The sequence below is a fragment of the Shewanella sp. SR44-4 genome, from assembly GCF_014163715.1.
Lineage (GTDB): Bacteria > Pseudomonadota > Gammaproteobacteria > Enterobacterales > Shewanellaceae > Shewanella.
This window is the reverse complement of the sequence record NZ_JACJDU010000077.1, coordinates 1-11,960: the sequence shown is the minus strand read 5'-3', so window position 1 is coordinate 11,960 and position 11,960 is coordinate 1. Positions and strand designations below refer to the sequence as shown.

Annotated in this window: 11 protein-coding genes and 1 pseudogene; 4 read left to right on the top strand and 8 right to left on the bottom strand. The window is 41.7% G+C overall.

Annotation, left to right across the window (positions count from 1 at the left end; translation table 11 throughout):
- Positions 1 to 417: 417 nt before the first annotated feature.
- From prpD to H5125_RS20840, 5 genes are all read right to left on the bottom strand, one after another.
- Positions 418 to 1,908, bottom strand: coding sequence for a 2-methylcitrate dehydratase (prpD, locus tag H5125_RS20860; protein WP_101085559.1), 1,491 nt, complete (start codon positions 1,906 to 1,908; stop codon positions 418 to 420).
- A 433-nt stretch (positions 1,909 to 2,341) separates the two neighbouring features.
- Complete coding sequence (locus tag H5125_RS20855) at positions 2,342 to 2,686, bottom strand: zinc ribbon domain-containing protein YjdM (RefSeq protein WP_011636566.1); 345 nt, start codon at positions 2,684 to 2,686, stop codon at positions 2,342 to 2,344.
- A 274-nt stretch (positions 2,687 to 2,960) separates the two neighbouring features.
- Entirely contained in the window at positions 2,961 to 3,152 is a 192-nt protein-coding gene (locus H5125_RS20850; protein WP_011636565.1) for a ribbon-helix-helix domain-containing protein, read from the bottom strand.
- Between the two features lie 209 nt (positions 3,153 to 3,361).
- Positions 3,362 to 4,684, bottom strand: a complete 1,323-nt coding sequence (locus H5125_RS20845; RefSeq protein WP_242445115.1) for a leucine-rich repeat-containing protein kinase family protein — start codon at positions 4,682 to 4,684, stop codon at positions 3,362 to 3,364.
- Positions 4,685 to 4,924: 240 nt separating this feature from the next.
- Complete coding sequence (locus H5125_RS20840; RefSeq protein WP_101085566.1) at positions 4,925 to 5,968, bottom strand: alkene reductase; 1,044 nt, start codon at positions 5,966 to 5,968, stop codon at positions 4,925 to 4,927.
- A gap of 145 nt (positions 5,969 to 6,113) precedes the next feature.
- Between H5125_RS20840 and H5125_RS20835 the strand changes: the two genes are divergently transcribed.
- Positions 6,114 to 6,710, top strand: a complete 597-nt coding sequence (locus H5125_RS20835; RefSeq protein ID WP_101085568.1) for a TetR/AcrR family transcriptional regulator — start codon at positions 6,114 to 6,116, stop codon at positions 6,708 to 6,710.
- Positions 6,711 to 6,809: 99 nt separating this feature from the next.
- Here the strand turns inward: H5125_RS20835 and H5125_RS20830 are convergent, their stop codons facing one another.
- The gene (locus tag H5125_RS20830; RefSeq protein ID WP_101085570.1) at positions 6,810 to 7,067 is read right to left on the bottom strand and encodes a TIGR02922 family protein; all 258 of its coding nucleotides are present in this window, start codon (positions 7,065 to 7,067) and stop codon (positions 6,810 to 6,812) included.
- Between the two features lie 607 nt (positions 7,068 to 7,674).
- On the opposite strand from H5125_RS20830, the gene H5125_RS20825 reads away from it, so the two are divergent.
- Positions 7,675 to 8,400 carry a YebC/PmpR family DNA-binding transcriptional regulator gene (locus tag H5125_RS20825; RefSeq protein WP_059746407.1) on the top strand — a complete coding sequence of 242 codons (726 nt, stop codon included), beginning with the start codon at positions 7,675 to 7,677 and terminating at the stop codon, positions 8,398 to 8,400.
- 522 nt (positions 8,401 to 8,922) lie between these two features.
- Positions 8,923 to 9,975, top strand: coding sequence for a GGDEF domain-containing protein (locus H5125_RS20820; protein ID WP_182745309.1), 1,053 nt, complete (start codon positions 8,923 to 8,925; stop codon positions 9,973 to 9,975).
- Positions 9,976 to 10,314: 339 nt separating this feature from the next.
- Here the strand turns inward: H5125_RS20820 and hpf are convergent, their stop codons facing one another.
- The gene (hpf, locus tag H5125_RS20815; RefSeq protein WP_011636558.1) at positions 10,315 to 10,671 is read right to left on the bottom strand and encodes a ribosome hibernation-promoting factor, HPF/YfiA family; all 357 of its coding nucleotides are present in this window, start codon (positions 10,669 to 10,671) and stop codon (positions 10,315 to 10,317) included.
- 425 nt (positions 10,672 to 11,096) lie between these two features.
- Here hpf and H5125_RS20810 point away from each other — a divergent pair, with 425 nt between their 5' ends.
- Positions 11,097 to 11,747 carry a DsbA family oxidoreductase gene (locus H5125_RS20810; RefSeq protein WP_182745307.1) on the top strand — a complete coding sequence of 217 codons (651 nt, stop codon included), beginning with the start codon at positions 11,097 to 11,099 and terminating at the stop codon, positions 11,745 to 11,747.
- A 103-nt stretch (positions 11,748 to 11,850) separates the two neighbouring features.
- On the opposite strand, the pseudogene H5125_RS20805 reads toward H5125_RS20810, so the two are convergent.
- Positions 11,851 to 11,960, bottom strand: a pseudogene (locus tag H5125_RS20805) (IS982 family transposase); the annotation flags it as partial.

The window sequence follows — 11,960 nt, the reverse complement described above, 5'->3', positions numbered from 1 at the left end:
CTAAAACAATAACCTGATTTCCAGCTTGATATCAATCAAGCCACTAGTGCTGTGTTGGATCTACCGCATTGCTCACCATTCTCCATCTAGCGCTCAGTTTATTGATAATTCCCATATAATTTATACATTTGAATAGTCCAGAAGGTTATCGCAACTAAAGCTAAAAGCAGTTATGTTAATTATCATAAAATGGGTGGCATGGTTAATTTCGGCTAGATGGCAAGCGGTGGCGGGCGATATCAAGCGATGACAATCTAAGAGCTTAGAACGCTGCGCAGCTAGGACGCTACGCGACTAGATGCTATACAATCAATAGCAACAGCCTAGTCGCGCAGCGATCCTAGCAGGACGAAGTCCGCTCTAGCAGTGACGAAGTCACGCCCTCTGGCGAGCCTGCGAGTTCCTAGAATCTAGCACCTAGAACCCGATAACAAATAAGTCCATAAAGCGGTTTACTGGCGTGGCCTCTAGCGTGGTTTGATCTTTACACACAGTGAAGATCGTTTGGCACTGCTGGTTTGGGAAACGTGATGCTAAGTTCGCTTTGAATTTCAGCTCCAATAGCGGCATTCCTTCCTTACGACGGCGGCGATGACCCACTGGGTATTCTACAACCACTTCTTCTGTACTGCTGCCATCGTTAAAGAAAACCTGAATCGCATTGGCGATAGAGCGTTTATCCGCTTCTAAATACTCTGCCGTAAAGCGCTTATCTTCGACAATCTCCATTTTGTCACGCAGCTCATCGATGATGGGATGTGCGCCGTGAAATTCGTCTTCATAATGGTCGGCGGTCAAACTGCCGAACACCAACGGAACCGCAATCATGTATTGCAAGCAATGGTCGCGGTCCGCAGCGTTGGCAAGCGAACCCGTTTTTGAAATAATGCGAATGGCTGACTCGTGGGTGCGGATCACAATCTTGTTAATTTCCGCCAAACGAGATTTTACCTGAGGATGTAGTATAACCGACGCTTCTGCGGCGGTTTGCGCGTGAAACTCGGCAGGAAAGGAAATCTTAAACAAGATGTTTTCCATCACATAAGAGCCATAGTCTTGGGAAAATGAAAACTGACGTTCAGCCTGGGGTTTGAGCGCTTGGTCTTTATTGGTTTTCGAGAAGGAGACATCGTAAAAACCCCATTGTGGCGCGGTTAACACGCTTGGTATGCCCATTTCACCGCGCATTGACATGTTGGCCAAACAAACAGCTCGTGAGGTGGCATCGCCCGCAGCCCAAGATTTACGAGAGCCCGCATTTGGTGCGTGACGATAGGTGCGCAGTGCACCACCGTCGGCCCAAGCTTGAGATATTGCCGCCATGATTTGCTCTCTGTTGCCGCCCATCATTTTAGTAACAACCGCAGTGGAGGCCACTCGTACTAATAATACGTGGCATAAACCAACCCGATTAAACGAGTTTTCTAGCGCAATCACGCCTTGAATTTCATGTGCCATGACCATCGCTTCAAGTACTTCTCGCATCATGAGAGGCGGCTCGCCATTTGACAGTCTAACTTGAGATAAATGATCCGCCACGGCCAGAATGGCGCCTAAATTATCCGATGGATGCCCCCATTCAGCTGCTAACCAAGTGTCGTTGTAATCGAGCCAGCGAATGATACAACCAATGTCCCACGCGGCTTTTACCGGATCGAGAGTCAGCGATGTTCCTGGCACTCGGGCGCCATTTGGCACCAATGTGCCTTGTACGATAGGTCCGAGGTGTTTGGTGCACTCAGGAAAGCGCAGCGCGAGCAGCCCACAACCTATTGTGTCCATTAAACAGTTACGAGCGGTGTCGAGAGCTTCTTCGCTGCAGACTTCAAACGTTAATACATAATCAGCAATATCTTGGATGACATGGTCGTAATCGGGACGATTGTTAATATCTACATTACTACTCATTTTGAATCCTTATTCGTTTGATTTGTTATTTGCTGCTAGGAGACTATAAAATCAATAGCTTAGGACGCTTCGCAGCTAGAGGCTATAAAATCTTAGCAGCGAAGCTGCCCCTATACCAGCGATGACAAACTAAGAGCCTAGAGCGCTGCGTTGCTAAGACGCTCTGAGGCTGGAGGCTATAAAATCAATAGCATGGATGGGTTTATAGCGTGTCACGGAAGTGATTGCACTTGGGGAGGACAACTGGGTAAGCATGCGATCGGGCATTGCTAAACAATATACTTTTGGAACAACAATAACCGGTCAGATGTGGCGGCGGGACTTGAACCAGTGTCCATAAAAAATCCCTGCTGGCATTGCTGCCTGCGGGGATTTTTTGTTAATCAGCCACAAGCTGATTAATGGTCACTTATAACAATTAGATTAATCGTTATTAGCTTTGTTTTTTCACAAACTTCGATTTCAGCATCATTTGGCCATTGCCATCGACTTTACAATCGATATCGTGGTCGCCGTCGACAAAGTGGTTGATCACTGCTTTAGTGCCGACTTTAAGCACGAGTGATGAACCTTTTACTTTAAGATCTTTGATTAAGGTGACTTTGTCGCCTTCTGCTAATAAGTTGCCGTTGGCATCTTTTAAAATGATGGCGTCTGGATCAACCACTTCTTCATTTGGGTTCCATTCATTGGCGCATTCTGGGCAAATTAACAATGTGCCGTCTGAATAAGCGTACGGAGACTCACATTTTGGGCATGGCGGGATTACATCACTCATATCTTTACTCTCTGTGTTCTTGGCAGTTGTCGAATAAGTTAATAGCGCTAATACGCAGTTCGACAGGCTTTATCGATTGGCGTGAGATAGAAAAGTATCTATCCTGCCGAATATTGTAATGACATTATAATGCCATTATCACAAATTGACTACCCTAGGGTGATAAACCAGCTGATCCACTTGCCCGCTAATGTAACGGCTAGCGTAACGACTAGCATAGCAATTTGCATAACCACTCGCGTCACCAATAGCCTAACAATAGGTGAATTGAAGTTTAGCTTTTTACCTGTGGATTAGGGCGACTTTGATTGTCACCAAAACTCACATCATGCTTTTCGAGGTATTCGCGAATAAGCTGACGGGTGACTTGTGATGGGGTGAGATCTTGCGCAGCACACAGTTGTTCAAATGCCTGCTTTTTTAGCGGGTCCATTAATACAGTAAAACGTGCAGTTTTATTTTCCACAGTGGCTAGCCTTTCATTACGACATGATAATTTGATTATAATCCAGTGTGTGGCTAAAGACCATATTCTGGATTTTTTATTCGCCGTACGATTATTGCTAGCCTTTCACTCGAACTATTCACTCAGGTCATTAAATAGAGCTATTCACTCGAGCTAAACAACTAGGCTGGTTAAACCTAATGATGCCTTAGCCCGAGTGTGTTTATCTGTTAAGCAATGCTCGCTAAACGGGGTAACAGCGCTTTAAAGCTCGGTCTTGTTGATGAACTATGCTGCAAGCAATCTTGCACTAACTGGCGCAACATTATCGCTTGTGGTGTGTTTGGGTTATCGATGAGGTTTAGCATGTCATCGACCAAATAACCAAATGCCCTAACCTCAATAGCTTGCATTAATTGCAAATGCTGTGGGGTAAACTGCTTTAAATTTGAGGCGGCACCAAAGTCACCAAACAACACGTTATCGTGGGTATTTATCATGATGTTGTGGGCATAAATATCACCATGGCTTATACCATTTTGGTGTAAATGAGCCAAAATATCAGCCATTTGGCTGGCAATATGAGTAATGCGCGCCCAGGTAAATACCGTTTGCGCTTCAAAAGTGTCACGGCTACAGGTTTGCAACGACGGCGGTAAACCTAAATTACCGTAGCTTGGTGGAATAAGTTGCATCACTAAACCCAGTTGTTCTGGTTGATTAATTTGTGCCACCACATTAATCAGATTAGGGTGCTCGCCAGCGGTTAAGCAACAATCAAGCTCATCTGCTGGATAACCATCACTGGTCACCATGCCCTTAAACAACTTAATTGCGACATCAGCGTCGCTGCTAAAGTTTGCCTCAACTGAGTTTTCTGTATGGTGAGTCGCTTGATAAATTAATCCAGATGCACCCTGCCCGAGTAACTGACCTAAGGTAAACTGGGTTAATGTCACGATAGGTACGCGAGTATTATCGCAATGTTCAACATGACTAAACGCGTTACCTGCAAAAGCCAACCAGGCTAAGTTAGGTAGCTCAAATAACCAATGTGGTAAGGCGGTAAGCTGGTTAGCCGATAAACGGATAAGAGCCAATTGATGACAATTAGCCATGCTATTAGGCAGTGCGGTTAATCGGTTACCCGCTAACGCGAGTTTTTCCAGACGATGACATTGGCCTAAACTGTCTGGCAACTGCTCAATGTGGTTATCGGTTAATATTAACCAACGGGTTTGCTTTGGAATGGATGCTTCGGGTACGGTGCGAATTTGATTAGCTTTAAAACCTATCATTTCGAGCTTTGGACACTGGCCTAATACGGCTGGCAGATGATCAAATAGGTTATTCGACACAAACAAGATTTTAAGTTGATGCAAGTCAGCAAAGTTATCGGGCAATGACGATAATTGGTTATTGCCAAGATCGAGCACTTCTAGGGTATCGGCTAACTCAAACAGTTTTACAGGAAATTCCGTGAGTTGTTCTGCGATACTGACCCGTTGATAACCCAGTAACAAACCATCATTTAATTGTTGCAGTGTTTGCATCATGTTTCTCTTTGCCGAAAATTGTCGACATAGTAATAGAGTGCACTCACTGAGACAAATTTCTGCCAAAAAAAAGACCACAGCAAAAGCTGTGGCCAAGACGGATGCTAAAAAATACAAATTGGGGTTGATAGTTTTAGCGCCATTTCTAGCATAGAAAATACTGCTTAGAAATGGATTCCTACAAACTACGTTTGACTAACCTCTGCTGAAATCAGTAACGTAAAACAACAAACTAGGTTAAATCAATTCCGTTAACATGGTGTCGGCGTATGCCACTAATTCGCCGCCATCACGCACTTTTGCCACATAATCTGGATTAGCAATAAATGGACGGCCAATCGCCAACAAATCAAACTTATTGTCGCTAATGGCTGCACTGCCCGTTTCGGCGGTATAGCTACCTACACCCACTAACGTGCCAGTGTAAACACTGCGTAGGTAGGTCGATATGCTGCCACCTAAGTAATCAAACTGCATTGAGTCGTCAAAAATACCGCCATGTAAAAATGCTAAATTGCGTTTAGCCAACTCAGGTAATAAATAGTCAAACACGCCACGGTCGCGAGGATCGGCTGCCATATTAAAATAGGCACCAGGAGATACTCGAATAGCGGTGCGATCTGCGCCAATTCTAGCCACAATAGCGTCAACCACTTCTAAGGCAAAGCGTGACATATTTTCAGGAGTTTGGCCGTATTCGTCTTCACGACGGTTACTGTCATGATGTAAGAATTGGTCAATCAAATAACCATTTGCAGCATGAATTTCGACGCCATCAAAACCAGCATCAATCGCATTTGCAGCGGCTTGAGCATAGTCAATCACTAACTGCTTGATATCATCTAACGTGGCAGCCTTTGGCGTTTGGTAAACTAATTCGCGCATTCTAGGCACAGTACCTTCTACAGCCTGAGCAGAAGCAGATAACACGTCGCCACCATCAAAAAAGTGTGAGTGTGCTACACGGCCAGTGTGCCAAAGCTGAGAAAAAATTTTGCCATCATTTTTGTGCACCGCATCGGTCACTACGCGCCAGCCGTCGATTTGAGCTGGAGTAAATAAACCAGGGGTATTTGGGTAGCCTTGCGCATCTGGACGGATAATTGTCGCTTCACTGATTATTAAGCCTGCTTCAGCACGGCGAGCATAATAGTCTGCAATAGCTTGAGTAGGAACAAGATCATCATCCGCCATACAACGCGTTAATGGTGCCATTAAAATCTTGTTTGATAATGTTAGGGTGTCATTGAGTTTGTATGGTGTAAATAAACTTACCGTCATGTGACGATCTCCTTTCTTGAATATACATTCAAGATTAATCTTAATTGAATACACATTCAAGTATTTTTTGAATAATCGATCAAATTTAGTTAGACTCGAGCGTTATGAGTTATCACGCTTTGATGTTGACCAGAAGTGACCAGATATGAGACACGCTGAATTTAATAGAGAAACGGTTTTACGTGCTGCCATGAGCACCTTTTTAGTGAATGGATACGCTAAAACCAGCATGCAAGATCTCACTAAAGCAACGGGGCTACATCCGGGGTCAATTTATTGCGCTTTTGACAATAAAAAAGGCTTGTATATTGCGGCTATTGAGCAGTACCAACAAGATCGCAATGAACAGTTTCAGCAATTGTTTGCTAATGACCGTTCAGCAGTAGACAACTTAGGGGCTTATTTAGCCTTAATTGTACAAGAATGCTTAAGTTGTGATGCTACTCAGGCGTGTTTACTGACCAAGTCACTCAGTGAGATGGGCGAGCAAGATGAGCAAATTAAACAAATGACTTGTCAGTTTTTGCAGCTATGGCAGCAGTCATTAGTAATGGTGTTCGATACAGCAAAAGCGCAGAAGCTAATAGCTCAAGACTGTGACAGCCAATTTTTAGCACAGTATTTAGTGATGGGAATTTACGGTTTACGAACGGTAGCTCACACCCAGCCTCATGAGCAAGTATTACAGCCTTTAGCAGATAAACTGTTAGCCGACTTATTACGCTGCGAGTCGCTAAACTAGCATGCCTAACTCTTGCCGTTAGCTCATGCGTGAAAGGCAACACATACAAAAATTACAAAAAAAAGACACTTTACGTGTCTTTTTTTACTTAAGGTTCATTTAATTGTCTATTTTGCTCATAACTCGTTGCGAATACACTCGCTCACCCAGTGAGTTAAGTATTTTGCACTCGCCTTCTAATACCGCAATAATAGATTTACCTCGACGAAATGATTCAGGGATCATTACACGCCCAGTTTGGCTGATTTGCAGATCGGTCATCACAGCATTATGCATTTCTAAACCAACTGGGGCTTCGTAATACAAAATAGTCACCGTCGCATTTGACGTTTGACCTTCAGCAGATTCAGATTTCATATTTGGACTCTCATTTCTAGCATACTAATTAAGTGTAGAAATGATATTGATCATCTAACTCATCAATTCATCTCAGGATAAAATGGATCAAACTATGGACTTTCAATATTGAGTTAACCCAATAGAGAAATCCTTTTTCTTATTTTTATATTTAGGCTTTATACGCTAATACTCTACTAAATTGTATTATCGATTGAAGCTTCATGATACATAAACTTAACACATCTGATGTGTAAATATGAATACTTATGTCCTGTAAGTGCGAAGCACTAGCGCTTTATTTTACCGTATTTACAATGTAAACAAACCGACTAAACCTCATCTCGGGATGATAAATAGGCCCGTTCAAAAAGTCAGATGATTTCAAGTAGATCATCGACATCGTTTTTGTTGTCTTACAAACAGTGCAAATTTACTTGGCAAAGGCAGGTCTATGGTAAGTGAATCCAACTAGTGACTAGGGCAAAGGACTGTTTGATAACCTTTTATTATTTTGCTAAAAGATTATTTATGCAAAATTTAGAACCAGCACCTAAACAGCACAACTTATTCCTGCTAGAATCGATGACAATTTTTAGCCTTAAACATTTAATAAAACGAGATTAAGATGGGCAGAGCATATCAAAATAAAAAAGAGTCCATGGCGAAAACCGCTGGCCAAAAGACACGAATTTACTCACGTTACGGTAAAGAGATTTATATTTGCGCTAAAGGTGGCGTCGACCCAGACGGCAACCTAGCACTACGTAGCTTGATTGCCCGCGCGAAGAAAGATCAAGTTCCGGCACACGTTATTGAACGTGCCATTGAAAAAGCTCGTGGTGGTGGTGGTGAAGATTATGATACCGCCCGCTATGAAGGTTTTGGTCCTGGCGGCTGCATGGTGATTGTTGACTGCTTAACAGACAACGGTAACCGTACCTTTACTCAGGTTCGCCAAGCATTTGTTAAAAATGATGCCAAGTTAGGTAGCCCTGGTACTGTTGGCCATATGTTCGAACATCAAGCCGTTTTTGTGTTTGAAGGCGAAGACGATGAAGCTATTCTTGAATTGCTTATGATGGCTGATGTCGACGTTGCCGATGTAGAGCTAGAAGATGGCATCATCAGTGTATTTGCACCCGTATCAGAGTTTAACAATGCGCGCACTGTGTTAACTGAAGCCTTTCCAGAGATTGATTTTAAGGTAGAGAATTTAGCATTTGTGCCACAAACCATGACTGAACTTACTGGTGAAGATATTGAAAGTTTTGAAAAGTTCTTAGCCGCTCTTGATGATTGTGATGACGTTCAGAACGTTTACCACAATGCAGATATTAACGACGACGAATAACTCAAACTTAGGCTGTTAAAGTGTTCTAAGCCTACGTACTAGAACACTTTTCAGCTTATTTCTATTAAAGTCGTCACGTCTTTTTTTCACTCTCAAGATCCACAACCTAAACGCCTCAATGTTAAAATGCCAAGACGCTTCGCTGATAAATTCTATAAAAACGATAATGCTGAAACGCTAAAAGTTCAACAGTCTAAAACAATCCCCTTCCCGCTTTATTTTGCTATAGCTTTATGTTGCTATAACTTTTTAGTGATCTACGTAAGTGAAGCATGCGCTTTTCATCGTTGTTATCTGCCTAATAATCCACCGAACACTTTATTAGCAATGCATTAGGGGTTATCACCCTTACCGATGTTACCGCTTTGATTACTTTAAGCATGATCAAAAAAGATCATTGGATAATAGCTCATTTCATGTCACTCTAAATAATACTCTTTATACATGTTATTTTTGAATAGCTAACATCGCTAAAATCAATTCAAATGTCATATCGGCACCAAACATTTAAAGGATGACCCATTGCTAACATTCATTAAAAATGAAAGTAAAAGTAACGGAGAACTTCAGCAAACTCACGTTATATCCCTGTTTTCATTGGTCGGAATGTTGATGACTTTTGTGATGGGAGTAATAAGCTCATTTAACAGTAATTATGTGTTAACCATCACTCTATTTGTCTCCAGCATTATTTATTGTTTGGCTTACGTGGCGCTAAAAAAATACAACAAGCTTAACCTTAGCTCTTTTATTATCATTTACTCGTTATATATACTGATGTTCTACTTAGTCTTTACTGGCGGGGTGGAACAAACCGGTCCACTGTGGATATTTATTGTGGCGCCCGTTTCCGTTTATGTACTGGGATTAAGTTATGGTCTGGTTAACCTGCTATTTTTCATAAGTGTTGTCGCTATTATTATGTTTTCACCGATAGATATGCCTCAATATGCAACTTACTCAACTGAGTTTAAAGTCCGGTTAATATTGTCATTTTTAACCACTACCTTCCTCTCCGCGTTATATGAATATTCAAGAATGTTATCCTACAATAGTGCGCTGAAGCTCGGTAAAAAATATCAACAACTCGCGTTATCAGATCCATTAACGACACTGGCTAACCGACGTAATGCGTTAACTATTTTACAGCAGGAAAAATCAAGAGTATCAAGAAACAACGAATCATTATCCGTTTTGCTGTGCGATCTTGATCATTTTAAAATGGTCAATGACAAATACGGTCATAATTGCGGAGATATCGTGCTTACCGAGCTAGCGCAAGTGTTTAAACAAAGTGTGAGGCAACAAGATTGCGTTGCACGCTGGGGTGGCGAAGAGTTTCTGTTTATTCTGCCGCAAACCTCGGCTGAACAAGCTTTTATCATTGCTGAAAAAATTCGTACTAATGTACAACATCATAGCGTGTATTGTCATGAACAAGAAATCAGCCTAACCATCAGTATGGGTATTTCACAGTTAACCGATAACCAAACTATTGATGAGCTTATCAACAATGCCGACAGATATTTGTATCAAGCGAAAAAGAATGGCAGAAACCAAGTATATCCTCAGTAAGCAGGCTCTATCGGCCTATGAGCCGATTGGAGTGTTTTCCATCACATAAATGTTGTACTGTTTTATATCCAACAATAAATGCTAAATGCTAGAACGCTTCGCGGCTAGATTCTATAAATGCGATAGCGCAGATGCTTTACAAACTTAACAAGCTGCAACGAATGTATTGATGCTTTACTGCGCTTAGCTTTTTAGCAATGCAGCGTTCTAGCAAGTTGAAGTTAGCTTGAGTTGCTAGGTTGTTATGACTGGACAAGGTTAGTTTTTATGATGCTCTAACAAAAAACGCAGCCTAGGCTGCGTTTTGGATATCGTTGAATAAACGACTAGGGTTAACGATTAACGTAAGTCCATTTCTTGAACTTTTTCGTAAGCGATTTCAGGTGCAGTTACATCTGGTTTTTCATGTAAATCTGCTTTTAATTGGCCTTTACGATGCTTTAGTGCCGCATCTAATTTTTTAGCGGCGCTCGTGATAGCGGGATACATGACTAGGTCAGTACCTTTGGCAGCAATGCGAGTTCCTTCATAGTTAGTTCTAATTTCAACATCATATTCACCATGCTCTTTAGCTATGATGATATCTAGCGAGATAAGCGTCGGGAAATGGCTAGCTATTTTAGCGAATTTTTCATCTACGTGTTGTTTGACAGTATCAGTAACATCAACATGGTGACCAGAAAGATTTATTTTCATAGATTATCCTTAAAAGAATTTACTTGCCAAATGTATTGCGTATTACAATTGCATGCTGACATAAATAGTGTTGTTGTACAAATGCAGGCTGACATATTTAGACATGGAACGTGTGCTTTGTATCACAAGTGCTCAAGCCTATAATGTGTTTTATATCTACTTGTATACTTTAACAGCGACAACATTGATAAACGTGCATGGGGTATATCTAATTGACCTAACCCTTACATTGATTAAACATCAGATTACTGATTAAGTATAGACACAATTTAGTCCCAAAGGTTGCAACTTTTGTGTTGTTTACACAAGTGATGGTAAACCAATCAATTAACCGCTAAAAACAGTTAATTTATAAGCAATTATACTTATTTTATTTTTATAGACTTAGCTAAATTAAGTCGAATTAATCATTAACAGGAACATTTATGACGACTAATCAGCTCCAAATTGACATTATTTCCGACGTAATGTGTCCGTGGTGCATTGTCGGTTATCGCCGACTTGAACAAGCATTGAGCAAATTTGATGATTTAGAAGTTACATTGCAGTGGCATCCGTTTGAGTTAAATCCAGCAATGGGGCCTGAAGGGCAACATTTAGGCGAGCACATTGCTGAAAAATACGGTTCAACACCTGAGCAAAGTGCTCAAAATCGTCAACGGTTAACCCAAATGGGTGCCGATTTAGGCTTTGAGTTTAACTTTTCCGACTCATCACGTATTTACAACACGTTACTGGCCCACCAGCTACTGTATTGGGCTGCCGAGTCTGGTAAGCAAACTGACTTGAAATTGGCGCTGTTTAGCAGCTATTTTACTGAGCAGAAAAACCCAGATGACATTGAAGTACTCATTGAAGCTGCAGCAAAGGTAGGGTTAAATGCTGATGAGGCTCGTGCTGTGCTCACCGACAAACGCTTTGAAGCTGCTGTAAAAGAGGAAGAGCAACTGTGGATCAGCCGCGGAATTCAAGCCGTACCTGCCATTGTGTTTAATCAACAACATTTAGTCTCTGGCGCACAAGATCCCGACACTATTGCTGAGTTGATTACCAAACTGACTACAGAAGAAGCTTAAGCCGTTTTCATTAAACAAACAAAACCCAGCTTTAGCTGGGTTTTGTTTTTTACGAGGCAATCACTTAAGCCTAGTTCAACTTGGTAACTAACCTGAGATCGGTTTAAGCCATAACAACAATAGCGCCAAACTCAGCATTCGTAATATTGAGTTGTGGCTTAGTTTCTTTCAGTTGATAGGCAATCAATCCGCCTATCATATTCAACATAAAAC

What these genes read in the sequence shown, in the direction of transcription:
- H5125_RS20855 (WP_011636566.1), bottom strand. Translation starts at nt 2,686, where the DNA reads ATGAGTGATGTAATCCCGCCATGCCCAAAATGTGAGTCTCCGTACGCT.
- H5125_RS20845 (WP_242445115.1), bottom strand. Translation starts at nt 4,684, where the DNA reads ATGCAAACACTGCAACAATTAAATGATGGTTTGTTACTGGGTTATCAA.
- hpf (WP_011636558.1), bottom strand. Translation starts at nt 10,671, where the DNA reads ATGAAAATAAATCTTTCTGGTCACCATGTTGATGTTACTGATACTGTC.
- prpD (WP_101085559.1), bottom strand. Translation starts at nt 1,908, where the DNA reads ATGAGTAGTAATGTAGATATTAACAATCGTCCCGATTACGACCATGTC.
- H5125_RS20840 (WP_101085566.1), bottom strand. Translation starts at nt 5,968, where the DNA reads ATGACGGTAAGTTTATTTACACCATACAAACTCAATGACACCCTAACA.
- H5125_RS20830 (WP_101085570.1), bottom strand. Translation starts at nt 7,067, where the DNA reads ATGAAATCTGAATCTGCTGAAGGTCAAACGTCAAATGCGACGGTGACT.
- H5125_RS20810 (WP_182745307.1), top strand. Translation starts at nt 11,097, where the DNA reads ATGACGACTAATCAGCTCCAAATTGACATTATTTCCGACGTAATGTGT.
- H5125_RS20825 (WP_059746407.1), top strand. Translation starts at nt 7,675, where the DNA reads ATGGGCAGAGCATATCAAAATAAAAAAGAGTCCATGGCGAAAACCGCT.
- H5125_RS20835 (WP_101085568.1), top strand. Translation starts at nt 6,114, where the DNA reads ATGAGACACGCTGAATTTAATAGAGAAACGGTTTTACGTGCTGCCATG.